Genomic DNA, 20602 nt, shown 5'->3' with positions numbered 1-20602 from the left:
CTTTGGTTTCGCCTGATAATATTGTATACTAACGCGAGTTTCGTATTAAGATGCCTAAATTATGGTTAATGAATATGCTATAATCCTTATCCTTTCAAGGTTTGTAAGAGGTATGACAAGTTTTACAATTTAATAGTTATAGTCAAAAAAGACAATTTACTAAAAATTTATGCAGTTTTAAGTACATTTTATAACAAAAACAATATTACTAATATCCTCATAACCCAGTTACTATCAGCTATTCAGTTCCTCTATTAATACGAAACTCGCGTTAATTGAATGTCCAAGGCTAAATATATTTTGATTAAAGATAGTAACAGAGCGGATATTTTTAGACATTCCCATTAATAATGATACTTCCCCTAAAAAATCTTCTTTAAGTTTTTTCTCTTACTCATTAAAATTTTATGCTGAGCCGAAATAACAAAATCGTTATCTTCAAATAGCTTCAATTTATAGTAAATAGAAGCATCCGTGCTTATGTTTTTTTCATTCAAAAATTTATCTTCTTTGTACAAAAAATGTACTCCAATATTTTGATTATCGGTACGTATTCTACAGTACTACTTACAAATTGCTCATCTTGGTAAGATGATAATTCTACTATCTTCTGCTCTAATCTTTTTATTTGTCGTAAGATTTTTGTATAAAGACTCGGCTGATCACTCACTTTTTTGAGGTATTCCCATAGATAAGCTACTCTTTCTCTTATGTATAAAACGGCTTCTTCTCTTTGCTTTTTCTCGTTTTTTGATATCTTATTAACTTTATTACCCCCTACAATATATCTATATCTTCCCTGCTCTAACAACCATGCCTAGGCATGCACTTTATTAATATTTAAAATAATTATAAGACATATTAGACAATAATATAATCTTAATGCCATAGACGCTTAAATTTAAAAAATACACTATAATAACAATTATAAATTGAATAAAGAGCTAAATTAAAAAAATTTTTAATTGAAGTAGTATATGGAATATTRTAGTAATGATTTTACAACTTAAAATTCATTCAAAGAGGAAAATATGAACGATCCGAAATATGGAACTATTACTTTTACCAAAGATAAGTAGAACAGCAAATATTAATATATCCCATGATAAAATAACAATTGGAGCTAATCAGCGTGTTACGTTTGAAACCATAGGTGATATTAAGGAATTGATCTTAGGACCATATAGTAATGTTAAAGTAACAGACCTTAATCATAAGGTATTTATAAATAATACCAATCGAGATAAGATAATTACATTATCAGGTGAACATATTGCTTTTGATTATAATCTATACGCTTAATAAATATGTTATTCCTGTGGAAGCTTGATTGCGTGGATACATGAACCGTCGTTGCAAGGAGGCATTGTTGCATGGACCGGTAAAACCCACTTTGTCATCCCGTGGTCAAGCCACGGGATGACAAAGGTGAAATTGATCCATGCAACAATGCTTTGCGAGGAGCGAAGCAACACGGTAATCCAGAAAAATAACAAAAAAATGCTATAAATCAGCATTTTTTACTGGATTGCTTCGTCAATAATAACGGGAAAACTGATCCACGTAGCAACTTTCTAAGACCCAAGTAGTACTTGATTTTGTAGTTTAAACAATTCTGCCACGCCGCCTTTGGCAAGTTTTAACATTGCTAAAAACTGCTCTTCGGAAAAAGGATTTTTCTCTGCCGTGCCTTGTACTTCGATTAAATTACCGTTACCTGCAAACACAAAATTACTATCCACTTCGGCATCACTATCTTCCAAATAATCCAAATCTAGTATTGCCTCGCCTTTATATATACCGCAAGAAATAGCTGCAATTTGACTAATTAACGGATTCACCTTTAAAACTCTCTTTTTCATCAAGGATCTAATAACTAGGTGCAATGCTACATAGCTCCCTGTTATTGCTGCCGTTCTAGTACCGCCGTCAGCATTAATAACATCACAATCTATGATAATTTGCCTCTCCCCTAGTTTCTTCAAGTCAATTACACATCGCATCGCCCTACCTATCAAACGCTGTATCTCTTGCGTTCTTCCGCCTTGTTTTCCGAGTGCTGTTTCTCTTTTAATACGCTGTGATGTAGAACCGGGAAGCATACCGTACTCGGCAGTAATCCAACCTTGATTTTGTCCCCTCAAGAATGGCGGTACGGTAGTTTCACAAGTAGCACTACACATAACATGCGTATTACCGATTTTAATAAGGCATGAGCCTTCCGCATTAACAAGCGGGGATAATTCTAATGAAATAGGACGTAATTGGTTGCTTTTTCTTCCTGACTGTCTCATAATATTAATTTACCATTGAAAAAATTTTTATTATATCTATATATATCTCAAAAAAGAATATAAATATAAAGTAAATAATATGATAGATGATAATATAGAAAATAATGAACAAACAATAAATGATATTGCTGAAGAGATAGTTGAAACAGCAAATCCAGAGATAACAGCGTTAAAAGCAGAAATTGAAGAGCTAAAAGACAAGCTAATTAGAACTACTGCCGAAATAGACAATACAAGAAAGCGTTTAGAAAAAGCACGTGACGAAGCAAAAGATTATGCAATTGCTACATTTGCTAAAGAACTACTAAATGTTAGTGATAATCTTTCAAGAGCATTAGCACATAAACCGGCAAATTCTGATATAGAAGTCACAAATATTATTGCAGGCGTTCAGATGACTAAAGATGAGCTGGACAAAATCTTTCATAAACATCATATTGAAGAAATAAAGCCGGAAATAGGTTCAATGTTTGACTATAATTTACATAATGCAATTTCGCAGATAGAACATCCTGATCATGCACCGAATAGCATTATTACTTTAATGCAATCAGGATATAAAATTAGAGATAGACTACTTCGTCCTGCTACCGTACAAGTAGCTAAAAAATCTTAATACTAAGGTAGAGCTTCAAAAATTGGCTCAATGTTCTACAAGAGCTTCGGTTCGAACTATATTAAGTATACGCAGCTTACCTTGCCTTGTGAACTCCTAGCTCTTTTTGAAGTTGATCTTCGTATAGAAAATGGGGAAAATAATATGAATAGAACCGCTATATTTTGGCTAGTTTTTTTAGGGCTTTTTATAAGCGGTTTTATGCTAATTTCAGACGCAGTAAAACCATTTTTTATCGCATTTATAATATCTTACTTACTACAACCTGCTATAGGTTTTATCGCATCAAAATTTAAAATATCAGATAAATTTGCATCAAGCATAATTTATCTGATATTTTTGAGCATATTTTTCTTAAGCTTAACTATTTTAGTGCCGATAATTTATAGACAAATTTTTACTTTTATAAATAATATTCCAAAATATAAAAATTATTTACAAGCAGAAATATTACCGCCTATAATGGCAAAAATTTATTCGATAGAACCTGATATTGCCGATAAAATCAAGAATTCTTTAAGCAATTTTATAAATAGTATATTTACTATACTTGGCAGTATTGCTAATAATTTTTGGCGTTATACCATTATTACCATTAACATATTTGTTTTATTTTTACTTATACCTATAATATTATTCTATTTCCTACGTGATTGGGCTAAAATTATTGCAAACATGAAATCATTATTACCTATAAAAACCCGACCGAAAATCCTTGAAATATTATCGGCAATTAATAATCTGTTATCTGCTTACATAAGAGGACAGCTAAATATTTGCTTATTATTATCTACTTATTATAGTATTGCATTTACCGTAATAGGTATTGATCTCGCTCTTTTACTTGGCATTTTAACGGGATTTTTAGTTATTATTCCTTTTATCGGTACTTTTATATCGTTTCTTTTGACTCTAATTATCGGTTATTTAACTTTCGGCATGACCGCAAAATTATTATATATAATGATAATTTATTTAGTTGGGAATATTTGTGAGTCTTATATTTTAACTCCTAAAATTATCGGTGATAAAATAGGGTTGCATCCTCTTTGGATTATATTCTCGATTTTTGCCTGCGGCAGTTTATTTGGAATTATTGGAATATTTTTTGCTATACCGATTGTAGGGATTACAAAAATTTTACTCCTGAATCTAATTAAATTTTATAAATCTAGCAAATTCTATCGAACAGATGGCTAAAAAATTCTTATAACAGTGCAGCAATATATATTTCGTTTTACTACTTCTAATAAATATCATCCTGATGAGTTTATTGTTTCTAGTTCTAACGATCAAGCTTATAATATTATAAAAAATTGGCAGTGCGGCTTTGGCGTTAATCCTTATAAATTTACTTTATTAATTAAAGGACCTTCTTCGTCAGGCAAAACTTATTTAACCAAAATATGGCAAAATTTAAGCAATGCCTATATTATTAAAGATATTTTTTTTAGTGAAGAAATTTTAGAAAAATATAATGCTTTTATCATTGAAGATATTGAAAACTGGCAAGAGCCGGAATTACTTCATATATTTAATATTATTAACGAAAAACAAAAATATCTTTTACTTACCTCATCTGATAAAAGCAGAAATTTTACTTTACCCGATTTATCTTCACGTATTAAATCAGTACTTAGTATTGTATTAAACTCACCTGACGATGAATTAATCAAAATTCTAATATTTAAGCATTTTTCTATTTCTTCGGTAACAATATCCAGACAAATAATAGATTTTCTTTTAGTAAATTTGCCTAGGGAATATTCTAAAATTATAGAAATATTAGAAAATATTAACCATTTTGCTTTAATTTCCAAAAGAAAAATAACAACTTCATTAGTCAAAGAAGTTTTAAATAACTATAATCATAAAATATTGTAACTTTTTCCTTGACTTTAAATCTTCTCAATATAATCTTTCTATAAATTAACTTTTTAACGCGAGTTTCGTATTAATAGAGGAACTGAATAGCTGATAGTAACTGGGTTACGGGGATCTTGATAATACTGTTTTTGTTATAAAATGTACTTAAAACTGCATAAATTTTTAGTAAATTGTCTTTTTTGACTATAACTATTAAATTGTAAAACTTGTCACACCTCTTACAAACCTTGAAAGGATAAGCATTATAGCATATTCATTAACCATAATTTAGGCATCTTAATACGAAACTCGCGTTATTTTAAAATGAATTCACACAACAACACTAACTAATGTGAACCATCACATTTAAGGTTTAAAATTTTTATTATTCGGATGATCAGCTCCGAATTTTTCTATTTGATTATTACGGAATTTTTCATACCAAAATTTCTTAGGTAAAGTGCAACTAGCTTTAGCGGCTGCAAGATACATATTAACGCGAGTTTCGAATTAATATAGCATAGGATTTAGCATATCAAGAGAGATGTAATAGAAGGTTTATTATCAGACATTTGATAATTTATCAGTGCTGCAACCATATGCACAAAGGCATTTGTAACTGATCTATGCCTTGAATGCTCAAACTTCCCCAATAGTTTAATTTTACTAAACACAGATTCTATTAATGCTTTTTTAAGCAATAATATTTTATCCAACATAGACATAAGTTTATTTTTCATATTTTTCTTTACCCTAGTTACCATAAAAATTCCTTGCTCTAAAAGTTGTAGAAATAATTGTTGCGAAATATAACCACGATCTCCGAATACTTTACCAAAAAGATTTTTGATTATCAGTTCCAGCTGTTTTCTATCATCCTTATTGCCAGGGCTAAAAGATGCTTTAACTATACCACCGGCTCTATTAATTATTAGATGTAGTTTAAGTCCATAGAACCAACCTTTTGTTGTCTTACTGCTTGCTGCTATGCCGGCGAACACTTTATTCATTGAAATACGGTATCTCTTACATACCTCTATACTACTTGAATCTACAAAAGAGAGTCCGTCACACTGATCCAAAATAGAATTGAATATTAGTACTAATAGTGGTAAATGTGGACCTATTATTTTTATAAATTGACTATAGCTTACTAATTGAAAATCTCTTTGATGATGAATTCATATTTGCTTCAGATAATAATTCTTAAAACAATCATAAGATGACTGCCAGTAGCCTATTATAATTGTTATTACCTCACTTCTGTTCAGTCGACTTTTAGGACCAGATTTGTTGTTATGGTTAGTAATTGAATTTGTATGCTTGTCTAATTCTTGAAAAAAATCATCGACGTAACAAAATATTTCTGTAAAATCCATTATCATAGGTTATTGCTCTTAAAGTTTTTTCAATAACCTATAAACTTTTTTCTAATACTATAAATACCATATTTTAATTAGCAATTTGTATTTTGTACTCACTTTATAACAAAAACAGTATTATCAAGATCCCCGTAACCCAGTTACTATCAGCTATTCAGCGACTTTTTGAATACGAAACTCGCGTTAACATCTTTCTCCTTTTGGGCTCCAGCCATGTTCTCGACACGCATTATCTTCTATTCCTGATTCATCCAAAAACACTAGTTTATCTTTGTCTATGGTGGTTATCTTTTCTATAAACTCATTTCTTAATTTATGATTTCTTTTGGGATGAAGAAAAGTTTTTTTATAGCTGTAACCAACTTTTCTAATCATGTTTATTATAGTTCTTGCTGACACTTTACTAGGATACAAGATGGCTAGCTCTCGACTGCTTTTATCTTTATTAGATTCCAAAAATTTTTTAAATCCTTCCATATCTGTTATTTTATGACTATGCCCTTTTTGATAGCCAGTTTTTAATTGAACATCTCCTGTTTCTTTCTTTAATTTCTTCCAATCATATATTACTTTACGGCTGATATTAAATACTTGACTTGCTTCTATTATTCTTTTCCCTGACTCAATATATTGAATCACTCCCTTTCTTAAATCATATGAATATGGACTTGGCATAACTATTTTCTAATTACTTTACCATATCCTTTTATTAATATCACTATCTTAATTGCCTATGCTATACTAGCAGGGTGATCGCTAACTTGATCGATTACATAATAATTATATCCCCAACCTTCTAAAGTTTTTGTTTCCAGCTTACCGCCAAACCAAACACGATTACAATCTTTCATTGCATCTTTTGTAGCTTGTAATTCTACTTTCAACCTTTCCTCATTAGGTTCTGTAGGTAAATGAATTACATAACGCTTTTGATTTTCAAGTGGCGTAGGATAGAGTGCAATATCTTTTAACCGCTTATCGCTATTAGCCTAGTAAATGAGTATTTAAAAAACATAATGTAAGAAGTAGTATAATTTTGTTTATCATATTATTATTTTTTAATTCAAATCTATTATCTCGCCTAAAGGAGTTATATAAGAAGAATTTATTTTGCCATCGGCTATATCAGCACTAAAGCCTTCATTATAGTCAACATCACCATTTTCGTTTATTTTTTTACTTAAAAATAATATAGCATTTTCAAATTTATTTTCTTTTAATATAGGCTGATTATTTAAACTAAAAACTTTCATGGCAAGCCTTTTATTATTAGGTAATCTAAAATATATTTCTGATCTGTTATTGGATTCAAAAAAATTACATTTATTATTAGCACCTAATAATAAATTATTTAATACATCTATGGTAACTTGTTCTTCAAGGTTTATAATTTTAGGAAATAATATGTAATTATTGTGATTATTTTGTATATTTGAAATAAGAATACTCTGAGAGTTATATTGCTGTTTTTCCAAATATATATTTGCAAAATTATTTTGTTTTAATTCTGTAAAAACTAGTTCAGCTTTATATTTTTGTTTATCACTAGAAAAGTTAGGTAGTGTTTCTATTAAACTAAAGAACCCTCAGCTATAAGCTGAGGGGTTATAAAGTGGAATCGATTAGAAATCGATCATCATTCACAGGTTCACCTTCCTGTTCATCAATATAGTGCTGTATCATTTCATCAGTTATATTACCTGAACTGACCGCCATATAGCCCCTAGCCCACAAATGATTGCCCCAAAATTGTTTTCTTAAATGAGCAAATTCTTGCAATAAAATTCTTGAGCTACTACCTTTTAAATACTGTACTAACTTGCTAAGAGATATTTGTGATTTATATGAGATAAACATATGCACGTGATCACATGATATTTTCCCTGAAATTATATATACTTCATGTTCCATACAAATCTGCCTTAGTAAATCTCTAGCCCTTTCCGCTACTTTGCCTATCAATACTCTCTTCCTATATTTTGGTATCCATATAAGATGTACTTTTAAATCATACTGACTATGACTATTCTTTCTATAACTTCTCATGTTTCTTGATATAAATTCATTGCTAAAGCAATTTCATTTAAAATCAAGAGAGGTTTCACTAAATCTTGTATTCAGCATATTATTTTGATTTAATTCGATAAAATCTAATTCGGCATGTATGTTGCTCCATCAATGTCTAAACTATATACAGGCTTATCTCCCAATATCTCTTCAAATAAATCTTCCCATAGCTCTTGTAAAAAATTTTGAGCATGTTCTTTAGTTTTACAAACATCAGTTTGATTTGCAAAGCTTTTTGCTATAAAAAACTTTAAATCTTTTTGATCCGATAAAGATAAATCATGAATGTGACATTTAAATGTTTTATTTATATAATTTATTAGTGATGCAATATCTGCAGGAAAATTTTCAGTTATTTCTAATAATTCTTTTTTATTCTGTTCTGAAATTATATTCATATTCTAATCTAATCCCGTTTCTTTCTTAAAAAAGCCGGTATTTCATGAATATCAGATTCTTTATTATCTTGATCTAGAGTACTAACAACAACGTTTTTGTGTTCTAAAGTTTGATTATTTGAAGCACGCAGAGAGCCCCATATTTTCCCTAAAAATGATGGTTTTGGTGAGTCATCTTCAGATTTGTTGAAAGTATTTGCATGTAACCCTAGCTCTTTTTCATTTCCGATAAAATTTTGATTCATTGGAGAGTCGGTAATTTCAATATTTTCGGTACTGTAGCTGTTAAAATCAGGAATTTCTTCTATTTGTGTAGGTTGTGCTATAGCTTCATTATAAGTTTCTTCAGGAACTGTATTGGTAGTTTCAGCTATTGCGGGTTTATATGTCGGTACTTTATCAGTATCAATACCGGTAGCAACAACCGATACTCTGATAATTCCTTTTAGTTCCGGATTAAATGTTGAACCGAAAATAATATTAGCATCAAGGTTATCTACTTCTTCTCTAATTCTATTAGCAGCGTTGTCAACTTCAAATAAGGTCATGTCGGAACCACCGGTAATATTGATTAATACACCTCTTGCACCGCACATTGAGCTATGATCTAGCAGCGGATTTGAAATTGCAGATTCTGCCGCTTTAATAGCTCTATCTTCGCCACTAGCTTCACCCGTACCCATCATTGCTTTACCCATTTCGCTCATTACTGCTTTAATATCGGCAAAATCAAGATTAATAAGTCCCGGCATAATCATTAAATCCGTTACTCCTCTAACGCCGGCATGCAATACGTCATCTGCCATTTTGAAAGCATCGGCAAACGTCGTTTGTTCATTAGCAATACGGAATAGATTTTGGTTCGGTATTACAATTAAAGTATCAACGAATTGCTGTAATTCAATAAGTCCTTTATCGGCAGTTTTCATACGATGACCGCCTTCAAAATGGAAAGGTTTAGTTACTACCCCAACCGTAAGGATGCCTAGTTCTTTAGCAATGCGTGCAATAACCGGTGCAGAACCGGTACCTGTACCACCGCCCATACCTGCCGTAATAAATACCATATTGCTATTTTCTAGGTAACTAAGAATTTCGCTTTCTGATTCTTGAGCAGCAAGTGCTCCAACCTCAGGAGAAGCTCCTGCCCCAAGACCTCTAGTCGTAGAAACACCGAGTTGTATTTTGTTGGTGCATAAAGAATGTTCAAGCGATTGTGCATCAGTATTAGCTACTACAAAATTAGCACCTTGCAGATTAGCACTAATCATATTATTTACTGCATTACTACCTGCACCCCCAACGCCGAAAACCGTAATGGTCGGCTTTAATACTATATTTTCAGGGGCTTTTATATTTAAAATCATGATAATCTAACATTTATTTTATATAATTAATGTTTAAGTATAATAAAAGATTTAGAAATTTCCATAAACTTTTTATGAAAAATGTGGATTATTTTCTTTTATAGTGAATTAACTTGAATTAGGGATGGAATTAGGGATGATTTATAAGAAATATTTTATTTTTTTAAGGGCATAGTGAATACCGCTAATGCTAATCCATTTACGGTATATAGCATAGGCAATTAAGATAGTGATATTAATAAAAGGATATGGTAAAGTAATTAGAAAATAGTTATGCCAAGTCCATATTCATATGATTTAAGAAAGGGAGTGATTCAATATATTGAGTCAGGGAAAAGAATAATAGAAGCAAGTCAAGTATTTAATATCAGCCGTAAAGTAATATATGATTGGAAGAAATTAAAGAAAGAAACAGGAGATGTTCAATTAAAAACTGGCTATCAAAAAGGGCATAGTCATAAAATAACAGATATGGAAGGATTTAAAAAATTTTTGGAATCTAATAAAGATAAAAGCAGTCGAGAGCTAGCCATCTTGTATCCTAGTAAAGTGTCAGCAAGAACTATAATAAACATGATTAGAAAAGTTGGTTACAGCTATAAAAAAACTTTTCTTCATCCCAAAAGAAATCATAAATTAAGAAATGAGTTTATAGAAAAGATAACCACCATAGACAAAGATAAACTAGTGTTTTTGGATGAATCAGGAATAGAAGATAATGCGTGTCGAGAACATGGCTGGAGCCCAAAAGGAGAAAGATGTTATGGTGAAAAAGTTTATCAGCACAAACACAGAATTAGTATGATTGCTGGCCTATTTAATAGCAATATTGTAGCACCTCTAATATTTGAAGGCAATTGTAATAAAGCTATTTTTGAGACGTATGTCAAGGATATACTCATTAAAGAATTAAGGGCAGGACAAGTCGTAGTAATGGATAATATTAATTTTCATAAAAACTCTAAGGTAAAAGAATTAATTGAATCGGTAGGGGCAAGTATTTTATTCCTTCCTACTTACAGTCCTGATCTTAATCCTATAGAACATTATTGGTTTAAAATTAAACATCAAATTCTTACTACATGACAATTTTTAGAGATGTAAGGACTAAAGGATTGAATTTTGCTGATAATTCATGATGATAACGGGGAAAGAACTTGGTTTACATATGAAAGATCATTCCGCCCCTCTAGTCGAATTATTACAAAAACATATTTCACTTAATTTATCAAGAGCAAAATGTTTAGGATTATTTATCATTTCAATGCTTAACAGCAGGACAGTAAACATGTCATTGTTATGCAATAGAATGCCGTCTGGGATTAAAGCAGCTTCATGGTATAGAAGGATGCAAAGATTTATCTCTGAAATCTCAATATCATGGAGAGTATTACCTGTTATGTTAGTCATGATGACTGGGTTTGAGCAGGAGCAAAAATGGGTATTGTGTTTAGATAGAACGAATTGGAAATTTGGTAAACGACATATAAATATTTTATATTTAGCTGTCAGTTTTCATGGTATAGCGATCCCCCTTTTTGGAATTTTCTAAGTGATAAAAAGTGTGGTAACTCTGATTATATTGAGCGTATTGATCTGATGGAGTGTTTTTTAGAAGTTTTTGACAAAAACCGCATTGAAGCATTAACCGCTGATAGAGAATTTATAGGTAAGGAATGGCTCTCTTGGCTTAGAACAAATCAAATAAGATACGTTTTTCGAGTTAGAGAAAATRGACAATATATCAGTAATGCAAGGGGAAAAATGGTTAAAATACAAGAGTTATTTCGCCCTCTAGCCATAGGATCGCATGTGAGTTTGTCACAACGTAGAATTGATACAAAAGGTGAAATATTTAATGTAGTAGGGATCAGAAATAAGAAGAGTGAACTTGCAGTCTTAATACATAGTGATGAGATCAAAAATCCTGCTGAGATATATGCTCAAAGATGGCAAATTGAAACAATGTTCAAAGCTTTTAAATCAGCAGGATTCAACTGTGAAGCAACTCATATTACTAATGATTTACGATTAGATACATTGATGCAAATATTGTCTATTGCATTTTGCCTAGCTTATCAAACTGGAGAGATTATAGTTTTAGATAAACCAATAGTTATTAAAAAACATGGTTATAGGCAAAATAGTATATTTCGTGTTGGATTAGATACATTGGTTAATATCTTGTATAATATTTCTACTCAATTAGTACGTTGGATACAGCTGTTGTCCTTGATATTCCAATATCCAAAGATGATAAAATGAAAAATTGTCATATAGTAAGCATCAAATTAGAAAAGATACTAGTAACTTTACATATTTTTTTGATGCTGTTTATCACGTATTACAAAAAGTAACTACCTTACCTGCTTAAGCTATATACTAGAAAAAATTAAACGAGTATATATGTTTTTAAAAAATTAAAAGATGATATAGAAATTGTCCGTAATTCAAGTTAATTCACTATATAATAGCGGGATGTCGTTATTATGACATGCTTTGATTAATGCTTTATCGTTAGTGGCCATAGGAAGCCCTTCATGCATGGCAGTTAATATACGCGAGTTTCGTATTAATAGAGGAACTGAATAGCTGATAGTAACTGGGTTACGAGGATATTAGTAATATTGTTTTTGTTATAAAATGTACTTAAAACTGCATAAATTTTTAGTAAATTGTCTTTTTTGACTATAACTATTAAATTGTAAAACTTGTCACACCTCTTACAAACCTTGAAAGGATAAGGATTATAGCATATTCATTAACCATAATTTAGGCATCTTAATACGAAACTCGCGTTAGTAAGGGTAAAACATTAGCTCCTTATACTATTAAAGAGCTTAGAGATGAAGGTAGAAGATGAATAACCGCTCTTTTATATTAACGCGAGTTTCGTATTAAGATGCCTAAATTATGGTTAATGAATATGCTATAATCCTTATCCTTTCAAGGTTTGTAAGAGGTGTGACAAGTTTTACAATTTAATAGTTATAGTCAAAAAAGACAATTTACTAAAAATTTATGCAGTTTTAAGTACATTTTATAACAAAAACAATATTACTAATATCCTCGTAACCCAGTTACTATCAGCTATTCAGTTCCTCTATTAATACGAAATATCTTCCCTTCGCCTGAAGGCGAGGGATTTCTTATCCCCGAAGGGGGACATACTCGCGTTTACTAAATTCAGCGAATTTTTCTACTATATTATCCATTTTAGGCTTTTGAGTTATAGGTATAATTTTTGCAACCGGCGTATTATGCTTACAAATGGTAATTTGCTCTCCGTCTTGCACACGTTGTATGAGGTTTGAGAAATGAGTTTTTGCTTCGAGTAGGTTAATTTGATTAGATAAATTTTGTTTCACATAGATAATATAATAAATAGACTAATTTAATATTATCCTATTTATATTATAAGATTTTGTACAGTAATAGTTTAAACTAATATCTTTATCTAAAATCTAAGATTGACCAACCATTTTTTCAGGTACTACTATTTTATCAAACTCTTCTTCGGATAAAAGATTGAGTTTTTTAGCTGCTTCTTTTAAAGTGATCCCGTGCTTATGTGCTTCTTTAGCAATTTTTGCGGCATTATCATAGCCGATATGCGGATTAAGAGCTGTAACAAGCATTAGCGATTTATCACGTAAATCATTAATGCGTGCTATATTGGGTTCTAATCCTTTAACACAGTGAGTAACAAAGCTATTTACGCTATCGGATAACAGCTCTATAGATTGTAGGATATTGTATATTATTACGGGTTTAAATACGTTAAGTTCAAGATGTCCGTTTGAGCCGGCAATAGTAACCGTAACATGATTTCCCATCACCTGACTGCACACCATTGTTAAAGCTTCGACTTGTGTAGGGTTTACTTTACCGGGCATAATCGAAGAACCAGGTTCATTCTCGGGTAAATGCAGCTCACCAAGACCGCACCTTGGACCGGAGCCGAGCAGTCTTATATCATTTGCTATTTTCATTAAGCTAACTGCTATAGTATTAAGAGTTCCTGAAAATTCTACTAGTGCGTCGTGGGCAGCTAGACTTTCAAATTTATTAGGAGCCGTCTTAAAGGGTTGTTTAGTAAACTCTGCCACTTTCTCGGCAAATTTTATATCAAAGCCTATTTTTGAGTTAATACCTGTGCCGACTGCTGTTCCACCTTGAGCAAGTAGATAAACTTTTTTTAGTGCATCTTCTATGCGTTCTAAAGCATACTCTATTTGTGTAATATATCCGGAGAATTCCTGTTTAAGAGTTAAAGGAGTTGCATCCTGCAAGTGGGTACGTCCTATTTTTATGATTTTATCCCAATCTTTTGACTTGTCTTGCAAAGAGGTAAATAAATTATTCAAAGCCGGTATAAGTTGCTGTTTAGTTGCAAGTACGGTTGCTATATGCATAGCGGTTGGAAAAGAGTCGTTGGATGATTGTCCTTTATTAACATGATCGTTAGGATGTACTGGAGATTTGCCGCCTTTCTTGCTTGTTAATTCTTCATTAGCAATAGAGGCAATAACCTCGTTCATATTCATGTTTGTTTGTGTACCTGAACCTGTTTGCCAAACTACTAAAGGAAAATTATCCTCAAATTCGCCTTCTAAGATTCTATCCGTGGCTTTATCGATACTTGTAGCTATTTTAGCTTCTAAATAACCAAGCTCATAATTAACCTGTGCTGTACATTTTTTTAAAATAGCAAGAGCACGAATTAAAATTTCAGGCATTTTTTGCTTGCCTATTTTAAAATTTTCTAAAGATCTTTGAGTTTGAGCCCCCCAATAAAATTTTTCTTCTATTTGAATTTCTCCAAAAGAATCGCTTTCGGTTCTGTAATTTTTCATAAATTGTTAAATGTTATATAATTATCTATTTTTTTCCTTACTACATGACAATTTTTCATTTTATCATCTTTGGATATTGGAATATCAAGGACAACAGCTGTATCCAACGTACTAATTGAGTAGAAATATTATACAAGATATTAACCAATGTATCTAATCCAACACGAAATATACTATTTTGCCTATAACCATGTTTTTTAATAACTATTGGTTTATCTAAAACTATAATCTCTCCAGTTTGATAAGCTAGGCAAAATGCAATAGACAATATTTGCATCAATGTATCTAATCGTAAATCATTAGTAATATGAGTTGCTTCACAGTTGAATCCTGCTGATTTAAAAGCTTTGAACATTGTTTCAATTTGCCATCTTTGAGCATATATCTCAGCAGGATTTTTGATCTCATCACTATGTATTAAGACTGCAAGTTCACTCTTCTTATTTCTGATCCCTACTACATTAAATATTTCACCTTTTGTACCAATTCTACGTTGTGACAAACTCACATGCGATCCTATGGCTAGAGGGCGAAATAACTCTTGTATTTTAACCATTTTTCCCCTTGCATTACTGATATATTGTCTATTTTCTCTAACTCGAAAAACGTATCTTATTTGATTTGTTCTAAGCCAAGAGAGCCATTCCTTACCTATAAATTCTCTATCAGCGGTTAATGCTTCAATGCGGTTTTTGTCAAAAACTTCTAAAAAACACTCCATCAGATCAATACGCTCAATATAATCAGAGTTACCACACTTTTTATCACTTAGAAAATTCCAAAAAGGGGGATCGCTATACCATGAAAACTGACAGCTAAATATAAAATATTTATATGTCGTTTACCAAATTTCCAATTCGTTCTATCTAAACACAATACCCATTTTTGCTCCTGCTCAAACCCAGTCATCATGACTAACATAACAGGTAATACTCTCCATGATATTGAGATTTCAGAGATAAATCTTTGCATCCTTCTATACCATGAAGCTGCTTTAATCCCAGACGGCATTCTATTGCATAACAATGACATGTTTACTGTCCTGCTGTTAAGCATTGAAATGATAAATAATCCTAAACATTTTGCTCTTGATAAATTAAGCGAAATATGTTTTTGTAATAATTCGACTAGAGGGGCGGAATGATCTTTCATATGTAAACCAAGTTCTTTCCCCGTTATCATCATGAATTATCAGCAAAATTCAATCCTTTAGTCCTTACATCTCTAAAAATTGTCATGTAGTAAGGTTTTTGTTATAAAATGATCACTTACTGCATTCAAGTCTAATTGTTCGGCTAATTAGCAAAGCTATAATATAATTTGTCTGTTAAAAAAGCTTTTTTTAGATTCTTAACGCGAGTTTCGTATTAAGATGCCTAAATTATGGTTAATGAATATGCTATAATCCTTATCCTTTCAAGGTTTGTAAGAGGTGTGACAAGTTTTACAATTTAATAGTTATAGTCAAAAAAGACAATTTACTAAAAATTTATGCAGTTTTAAGTACATTTTATAACAAAAACAATATTACTAATATCCTCGTAACCCAGTTACTATCAGCTATTCAGTTCCTCTATTAATACGAAACTCGCGTATTCTTAGCAATAAATACTAATGTGCTTTCTATCATAAGATTACGATTAAAACTATAAAATTTTTGCCAATGTTCGTTATATTTAGGTTCGGAAGATTCTATATAATCGGAATATATAGGTTTAGTAATTACTGCTTTACCTTGATATATATCAAATATAGTATTATTAATTAATCTTTCATTCTTGAGGTTATTTGTCACTTTATCAAAAAAATTGTTTAATATAACCGTTGTTATCTCTTCTTCTGTAAGTTCATTTATAAATATGTCTAATTGCTTTTTAAAACTCTCGATAATTTGTTCATTTGGTCCCCTTTTTATGACTTTTCTCTCAAATTAATTAATATAATAAAAGTTTATGACTTTAATTTTAGTAGACTAAATATTTATATCGAAGTAAATAAAAAACAATATTTGATTTATTAAAAATATTATTTATGTAATGAATGAAAAATTATAGAAGCGGCATTTGATACATTAAGACTTTCTACTCTCTTAGAAATAGGGATTTTGGCTAAATAATCACATGTTTCTTCGACTAATCTTCGCATGCCTTTATCTTCTGAGCCAAATACTAATGCTATTTTGTCGGAAATTAATTTATCGGTAAAGTAGTCATTTGCAGAACCTGTTAGGCCTATAATCCAAAAGCCGTGTTTTTTAAGATAATTCATACATGAGCGTAAGTTAGTAACTTTAATTATAGGTATTAATTCTAAAGTACCGCAAGCCGCTTTAGCAATGCCGCCGCTTTCATTCGGAGAATTATCTTGAGGTAATATTATAGCATTTATATCAAAAGCAGCGGCACTACGAATAATTGCTCCAATATTTTGTGTATCTGTTATTTGATCAAGAATCGCAATTTTACATTTTGGGTTTTTTATATCTATGTTCTCTAGATTGTAAGAAAAAATTGGTCTAACTTTTGCAGCTATTCCTTGATGTATTTGGTTTTCCAGTAATTTAGATAAAATATCGTTATTAACAATTTCATAAGATCTAGTACCTATTAATTTTTTGTTTGTATCAAAAATTTCCCTAGTGCATAAAATATTTTCAATTTGACGTTTTGGATTATTTAGAGCAGAAAATACAGGATGTTTCCCATACATATAATAACAATTTTTAGAATCAAGTTTTTTATTTTGCATCTTATTGAAAACCGTCAGTAATTTGTTCTTGACAGAAACTATTATTTATTATAGAAAGTTACAACTAAATAAATGTGTAAGCTGCTATTTGTTTATTTGATGATTCGGCAAGAAGTTTTATTAAGTCCTAATATAATACTAATTATATATTGTATTTTACAGTGAATTAGTCTATATTAATACAGTAAAGTTCTTTAGGAGGGGTGGCCGAGTGGTCAATGGCAGCAGACTGTAAATCTGCCCGCGTAAGCGTTCGAAGGTTCAAATCCTTCTCCCTCCACCACTTAAATGGTTCAGGGAATCATATCATATCATATCATTTTATTTTAAAAGATTTCATTGTGTATATATTTATAAATCTGAATAAAATTGATATAGCATTGTTAACAAAATAGCTTTGAAATTATTTTATTAACAGTGCCACAATGCGGGTGTAGCTCAATGGTAGAGTCCCAGCCTTCCAAGCTGGCTGTGTGGGTTCGATTCCCATCACCCGCTCCAGAGATAGTGGTAACAAATAAATTTAGCACAAAAATGCACTTATAAAAAATTAACTTGTATTAAACCTAAAAAATTGTAGAGAGTAATAATATGGCAAAAGCAAAATTTGAACGAACTAAACCGCACGTTAATATAGGTACGATCGGTCACGTAGATCACGGTAAAACTTCCTTAACGGCAGCAATAACTATAGTACTTGCTAAGACAGGTGGAGCAAAAGCTACAGCGTATGATCAAATTGATGCTGCTCCTGAAGAAAAAGAAAGAGGTATAACTATTTCTACTGCACACGTAGAATATGAGACTAAAAATAGACACTATGCACACGTAGATTGTCCGGGACACGCTGACTATGTAAAGAACATGATAACCGGTGCCGCTCAGATGGACGGTGCAATATTAGTAGTTTCTGCTGCTGATGGTCCTATGCCGCAAACTAGAGAGCATATATTACTAGCAAAACAGGTAGGTGTACCTGCTATGGTAGTATTCTTAAATAAAGTAGATATGGTGGATGATCCTGATCTATTAGAACTAGTAGAGATGGAAGTAAGGGAATTATTATCAAAATATGGTTTCCCAGGTGATGAAATACCTATTATTAAAGGTTCTGCACTTCAAGCTTTAGAAGGAAAGCCTGAAGGTGAAAAAGCTATTAATGAGTTAATGGATGCAGTAGATAGCTATATACCGCAGCCTGTAAGAGCTACGGATAAACCTTTCTTAATGCCGATAGAAGATGTGTTCTCTATTTCAGGAAGAGGTACTGTTGTAACCGGTAGAGTAGAATCAGGAATAATTAAGGTAGGTGAGGAAATTGAAATAGTCGGTCTAAAAGATACGCAAAAAACTACCTGTACCGGTATAGAAATGTTCAGAAAATTACTTGATGAAGGACAAGCCGGAGATAATGTCGGTATATTACTACGCGGTACAAAAAGAGAAGAAGTTGAAAGAGGACAAGTTCTCGCAAAACCTGGTAGCATAAAACCGCATGATAAGTTTGAAGCTGAAGTGTATGTGCTTAGTAAAGAAGAAGGTGGGCGTCATACCCCATTTACTAATGACTATCGTCCGCAGTTCTATTTTAGAACAACAGACGTTACTGGTACAATAAAATTGCCTGCTGATAAGCAGATGGTTATGCCTGGAGATAATGCTACTTTTACAGTGGAATTAATTAAACCGATTGCTATGCAGGAAGGGTTAAAATTCTCTATACGTGAAGGTGGTAGAACAGTGGGGGCCGGCGTAGTAACTAAAATAAATAATTAATTGATTTTATAAATACCTATTATTTTTTAATAATAGGTATTTATATTTTAAGATGTAATAGACATCTTTCTGAACCGGCTTATAGAGAGGAATTTGAAGAAGACACGGAACCAGAACCGCAGTGTACATAAAAGTACGTGAAGATTCGAATACCGAATCGACTTACAAATTACCTCTAAAAGTGAAGTTTGGGAAGATGTCTAAAAACATCTTGCTGTTTAAATATTAGGTTTACTGAATGAAAAATAAAATCAAAATTCGTTTAAAATCATTTGATCATCGTAGTCTTGATCAAGCTACAAAAGAGATAGTTAGTGCTGTTAAAAGAACATTTGCTAACATTAATGGTCCTATTCCTTTACCTAGACAAATTGAAAGATTTACCGTAAATAGGTCTCCTCATGTACATAAGAAGTCAAGAGAGCAATTTGAAATTAGAAAGCATAAAAGATTATTAGTTATAGATGATCCGAATCCGGCGGTTGTTGATGCTTTAAGTAAAGTTGATTTAGCAGCAGGTGTTGATGTAGTGATTGAATTAGAGAGTGGGGAATAAATGAGAACCGGTATAATTGCTCAAAAAATTGGGATGACTAGTGTTTTTAATGATAAAGGAGAAAGAATTTCTTTAACATTAGTAAAAGTTGATGATTGTCAAGTAGTAGGGCATAAAACTCTAGAAAAACATGGATATAATGCTTTAGTTATAGGTGTAAAAGATAAAAAAATATCTAGAGTAATCAAACCTATGAAACAAGTTTTTGCTAATGCTAAAATATCTCCTAAAACTAAATTAAAAGAATTTAGAATTTCTGAAGAGAATTTTATTGATATAGCAGCAAGTCTAGAAGTAGATCATTTTACGGCAGGACAATTTGTGGATATAACGGCAATTACTATAGGTAAAGGGTTTGCCGGTAGTATGAAAAGACATAATTTTAGAGGTCTTGAAGCTTCTCACGGTGTTTCTATATCCCATCGTTCGCACGGTTCTACAGGACAAAGACAAGATCCAGGAAAGGTTTTCAAAGGCAAAAAAATGGCCGGTCATATGGGATGTAACCAAGTTACTATTCAAAATTTGAAAATATTTGCCGTTGATAAAGAGCGTAAGCTTATTATGATTCAGGGTAGTATACCCGGTCACAAAAATTCATATCTTTTAGTAAAAGATGCAATAAAAAAGGTTTCAATAACTGTATAATAGATATTTAGACATGTTTGTTGAGGTT

General features: G+C 31.4%; 24 protein-coding genes, 2 tRNA genes and 2 pseudogenes. 12 read left to right on the top strand and 16 right to left on the bottom strand.

The window, feature by feature from the left end; genetic code table 11:
* Positions 1–270 precede the first annotated feature (270 nt).
* Both REIS_RS08280 and REIS_RS14980 read right to left on the bottom strand, forming a co-directional pair.
* Positions 271–518, bottom strand: a pseudogene (locus tag REIS_RS08280) (hypothetical protein); the annotation flags it as partial.
* The gene (locus REIS_RS14980) at positions 494–811 is read right to left on the bottom strand and encodes a hypothetical protein (protein ID WP_179943708.1); all 318 of its coding nucleotides are present in this window, start codon (positions 809–811) and stop codon (positions 494–496) included. The gene REIS_RS14980 and the pseudogene REIS_RS08280, both read right to left, overlap by 25 nt.
* Before the next feature lie 236 nt (positions 812–1047).
* Between REIS_RS14980 and REIS_RS08270 the strand changes: the two genes are divergently transcribed.
* Positions 1048–1302 (top strand): hypothetical protein, encoded by a 255-nt coding sequence (locus tag REIS_RS08270; RefSeq protein WP_008581005.1) that lies wholly within the window; start codon positions 1048–1050, stop codon positions 1300–1302.
* Between the two features lie 272 nt (positions 1303–1574).
* On the opposite strand, the gene rph is transcribed toward REIS_RS08270, so the two are convergent.
* Entirely contained in the window at positions 1575–2294 is a 720-nt protein-coding gene (gene rph, locus REIS_RS08265) for a ribonuclease PH (protein ID WP_008581004.1), read from the bottom strand.
* A gap of 79 nt (positions 2295–2373) precedes the next feature.
* Between rph and grpE the strand changes: the two genes are divergently transcribed.
* The 3 genes from grpE (at position 2374) to REIS_RS08250 (ending at position 4794) form a co-directional block, all read left to right on the top strand.
* Positions 2374–2910, top strand: a complete 537-nt coding sequence (grpE, locus tag REIS_RS08260; RefSeq protein ID WP_008581003.1) for a nucleotide exchange factor GrpE — start codon at positions 2374–2376, stop codon at positions 2908–2910.
* A 144-nt stretch (positions 2911–3054) separates the two neighbouring features.
* A complete protein-coding gene (locus REIS_RS08255) occupies positions 3055–4110 on the top strand; it encodes an AI-2E family transporter (RefSeq protein WP_008581001.1) in 1056 nt (351 codons plus the stop codon).
* A gap of 15 nt (positions 4111–4125) precedes the next feature.
* Positions 4126–4794, top strand: a complete 669-nt coding sequence (locus tag REIS_RS08250) for an HdaA/DnaA family protein (protein ID WP_008581000.1) — start codon at positions 4126–4128, stop codon at positions 4792–4794.
* Positions 4795–5303: 509 nt separating this feature from the next.
* Here REIS_RS08250 and REIS_RS11390 read toward each other — a convergent pair.
* The 7 genes from REIS_RS11390 to ftsZ form a co-directional block, all read right to left on the bottom strand.
* Positions 5304–5957, bottom strand: coding sequence for an IS982 family transposase (locus REIS_RS11390; protein WP_083787731.1), 654 nt, complete (start codon positions 5955–5957; stop codon positions 5304–5306).
* A 384-nt stretch (positions 5958–6341) separates the two neighbouring features.
* Positions 6342–6833 carry an IS630 transposase-related protein gene (locus REIS_RS08240; protein WP_008579378.1) on the bottom strand — a complete coding sequence of 164 codons (492 nt, stop codon included), beginning with the start codon at positions 6831–6833 and terminating at the stop codon, positions 6342–6344.
* Positions 6834–6889: 56 nt separating this feature from the next.
* Positions 6890–7075, bottom strand: coding sequence for an ecotin family protein (locus tag REIS_RS15960; protein WP_241760962.1), 186 nt, complete (start codon positions 7073–7075; stop codon positions 6890–6892).
* 141 nt (positions 7076–7216) lie between these two features.
* A complete protein-coding gene (locus REIS_RS08230; RefSeq protein WP_008580994.1) occupies positions 7217–7633 on the bottom strand; it encodes a hypothetical protein in 417 nt (138 codons plus the stop codon).
* A gap of 130 nt (positions 7634–7763) precedes the next feature.
* A complete protein-coding gene (tnpA, locus tag REIS_RS08225) occupies positions 7764–8204 on the bottom strand; it encodes an IS200/IS605 family transposase (protein WP_008579210.1) in 441 nt (146 codons plus the stop codon).
* A 104-nt stretch (positions 8205–8308) separates the two neighbouring features.
* Positions 8309–8623 carry a hypothetical protein gene (locus tag REIS_RS08220; protein ID WP_008580992.1) on the bottom strand — a complete coding sequence of 105 codons (315 nt, stop codon included), beginning with the start codon at positions 8621–8623 and terminating at the stop codon, positions 8309–8311.
* A gap of 8 nt (positions 8624–8631) precedes the next feature.
* Positions 8632–9990 carry a cell division protein FtsZ gene (gene ftsZ, locus REIS_RS08215; protein ID WP_008580990.1) on the bottom strand — a complete coding sequence of 453 codons (1359 nt, stop codon included), beginning with the start codon at positions 9988–9990 and terminating at the stop codon, positions 8632–8634.
* 273 nt (positions 9991–10263) lie between these two features.
* Here ftsZ and REIS_RS13250 point away from each other — a divergent pair, with 273 nt between their 5' ends.
* Genes REIS_RS13250 through REIS_RS11370 form a run of 3 tightly spaced genes read left to right on the top strand, consistent with a single transcriptional unit; the run spans position 10264 to position 12255 of the window.
* Complete coding sequence (locus tag REIS_RS13250; RefSeq protein WP_008579510.1) at positions 10264–11076, top strand: IS630 family transposase; 813 nt, start codon at positions 10264–10266, stop codon at positions 11074–11076.
* A gap of 49 nt (positions 11077–11125) precedes the next feature.
* Positions 11126–11542 carry a hypothetical protein gene (locus REIS_RS11375; protein ID WP_008579269.1) on the top strand — a complete coding sequence of 139 codons (417 nt, stop codon included), beginning with the start codon at positions 11126–11128 and terminating at the stop codon, positions 11540–11542.
* Entirely contained in the window at positions 11488–12255 is a 768-nt protein-coding gene (locus tag REIS_RS11370) for an IS4 family transposase (protein ID WP_371256176.1), read from the top strand. Before REIS_RS11375 ends, REIS_RS11370 begins: the two co-directional genes overlap by 55 nt.
* Before the next feature lie 884 nt (positions 12256–13139).
* Here the strand turns inward: REIS_RS11370 and REIS_RS08200 are convergent.
* The 6 genes and pseudogenes from REIS_RS08200 to rlmB form a co-directional block, all read right to left on the bottom strand.
* Complete coding sequence (locus REIS_RS08200) at positions 13140–13358, bottom strand: type II toxin-antitoxin system Phd/YefM family antitoxin (RefSeq protein ID WP_008580982.1); 219 nt, start codon at positions 13356–13358, stop codon at positions 13140–13142.
* A gap of 96 nt (positions 13359–13454) precedes the next feature.
* Entirely contained in the window at positions 13455–14846 is a 1392-nt protein-coding gene (gene fumC, locus REIS_RS08195) for a class II fumarate hydratase (protein ID WP_008580981.1), read from the bottom strand.
* A gap of 55 nt (positions 14847–14901) precedes the next feature.
* Positions 14902–15576, bottom strand: a complete 675-nt coding sequence (locus tag REIS_RS13240) for a transposase (protein ID WP_241760926.1) — start codon at positions 15574–15576, stop codon at positions 14902–14904.
* 38 nt (positions 15577–15614) lie between these two features.
* Positions 15615–16031 (bottom strand): hypothetical protein, encoded by a 417-nt coding sequence (locus tag REIS_RS13235; RefSeq protein ID WP_008579269.1) that lies wholly within the window; start codon positions 16029–16031, stop codon positions 15615–15617.
* A gap of 409 nt (positions 16032–16440) precedes the next feature.
* Positions 16441–16761: pseudogene (locus tag REIS_RS08185) on the bottom strand (hypothetical protein); the annotation flags it as partial.
* 110 nt (positions 16762–16871) lie between these two features.
* Positions 16872–17594 (bottom strand): 23S rRNA (guanosine(2251)-2'-O)-methyltransferase RlmB, encoded by a 723-nt coding sequence (gene rlmB, locus REIS_RS08180; RefSeq protein WP_008580976.1) that lies wholly within the window; start codon positions 17592–17594, stop codon positions 16872–16874.
* Positions 17595–17791: 197 nt separating this feature from the next.
* On the opposite strand from rlmB, the gene REIS_RS08175 reads away from it, so the two are divergent.
* The 5 genes from REIS_RS08175 (at position 17792) to rplC (ending at position 20574) form a co-directional block, all read left to right on the top strand.
* Positions 17792–17877: transfer RNA gene (locus REIS_RS08175), tRNA-Tyr, on the top strand.
* A gap of 144 nt (positions 17878–18021) precedes the next feature.
* A tRNA-Gly gene (locus tag REIS_RS08170) sits at positions 18022–18095 on the top strand.
* Positions 18096–18185: 90 nt separating this feature from the next.
* The gene (gene tuf / locus REIS_RS08165; RefSeq protein ID WP_008580974.1) at positions 18186–19370 is read left to right on the top strand and encodes an elongation factor Tu; all 1185 of its coding nucleotides are present in this window, start codon (positions 18186–18188) and stop codon (positions 19368–19370) included.
* A 238-nt stretch (positions 19371–19608) separates the two neighbouring features.
* Entirely contained in the window at positions 19609–19926 is a 318-nt protein-coding gene (rpsJ, locus tag REIS_RS08160; RefSeq protein WP_008580972.1) for a 30S ribosomal protein S10, read from the top strand.
* On the top strand, positions 19927–20574 hold the full coding sequence (gene rplC / locus REIS_RS08155; RefSeq protein ID WP_008580970.1) for a 50S ribosomal protein L3: 648 nt from the start codon (positions 19927–19929) through the stop codon (positions 20572–20574). It abuts the gene before it with no gap.
* Positions 20575–20602: the final 28 nt, after the last annotated feature.

Origin of the sequence: Rickettsia endosymbiont of Ixodes scapularis, assembly GCF_000160735.1 — a bacterium.
Taxonomy (GTDB): Bacteria; Pseudomonadota; Alphaproteobacteria; order Rickettsiales; family Rickettsiaceae; genus Rickettsia; species Rickettsia tamurae.
The sequence above is the reverse complement of the archived record's forward strand: the minus strand, read 5'-3'. Positions and strand labels throughout refer to the sequence as shown.

Excerpts from the sequence above, each read along its gene's own strand:
- rpsJ (WP_008580972.1), top strand. The coding sequence starts at position 19,609 with ATGAAAAATAAAATCAAAATTCGTTTAAAATCATTTGATCATCGTAGT.
- rlmB (WP_008580976.1), bottom strand. The coding sequence starts at position 17,594 with ATGCAAAATAAAAAACTTGATTCTAAAAATTGTTATTATATGTATGGG.
- rph (WP_008581004.1), bottom strand. The coding sequence starts at position 2,294 with ATGAGACAGTCAGGAAGAAAAAGCAACCAATTACGTCCTATTTCATTA.
- fumC (WP_008580981.1), bottom strand. The coding sequence starts at position 14,846 with ATGAAAAATTACAGAACCGAAAGCGATTCTTTTGGAGAAATTCAAATA.
- REIS_RS08220 (WP_008580992.1), bottom strand. The coding sequence starts at position 8,623 with ATGAATATAATTTCAGAACAGAATAAAAAAGAATTATTAGAAATAACT.
- tnpA (WP_008579210.1), bottom strand. The coding sequence starts at position 8,204 with ATGAGAAGTTATAGAAAGAATAGTCATAGTCAGTATGATTTAAAAGTA.
- tuf (WP_008580974.1), top strand. The coding sequence starts at position 18,186 with ATGGCAAAAGCAAAATTTGAACGAACTAAACCGCACGTTAATATAGGT.
- REIS_RS11375 (WP_008579269.1), top strand. The coding sequence starts at position 11,126 with ATGATGATAACGGGGAAAGAACTTGGTTTACATATGAAAGATCATTCC.
- REIS_RS13250 (WP_008579510.1), top strand. The coding sequence starts at position 10,264 with ATGCCAAGTCCATATTCATATGATTTAAGAAAGGGAGTGATTCAATAT.
- ftsZ (WP_008580990.1), bottom strand. The coding sequence starts at position 9,990 with ATGATTTTAAATATAAAAGCCCCTGAAAATATAGTATTAAAGCCGACC.
- REIS_RS08255 (WP_008581001.1), top strand. The coding sequence starts at position 3,055 with ATGAATAGAACCGCTATATTTTGGCTAGTTTTTTTAGGGCTTTTTATA.
- REIS_RS08270 (WP_008581005.1), top strand. The coding sequence starts at position 1,048 with ATGGAACTATTACTTTTACCAAAGATAAGTAGAACAGCAAATATTAAT.
- grpE (WP_008581003.1), top strand. The coding sequence starts at position 2,374 with ATGATAGATGATAATATAGAAAATAATGAACAAACAATAAATGATATT.
- REIS_RS08240 (WP_008579378.1), bottom strand. The coding sequence starts at position 6,833 with ATGCCAAGTCCATATTCATATGATTTAAGAAAGGGAGTGATTCAATAT.
- REIS_RS13235 (WP_008579269.1), bottom strand. The coding sequence starts at position 16,031 with ATGATGATAACGGGGAAAGAACTTGGTTTACATATGAAAGATCATTCC.
- rplC (WP_008580970.1), top strand. The coding sequence starts at position 19,927 with ATGAGAACCGGTATAATTGCTCAAAAAATTGGGATGACTAGTGTTTTT.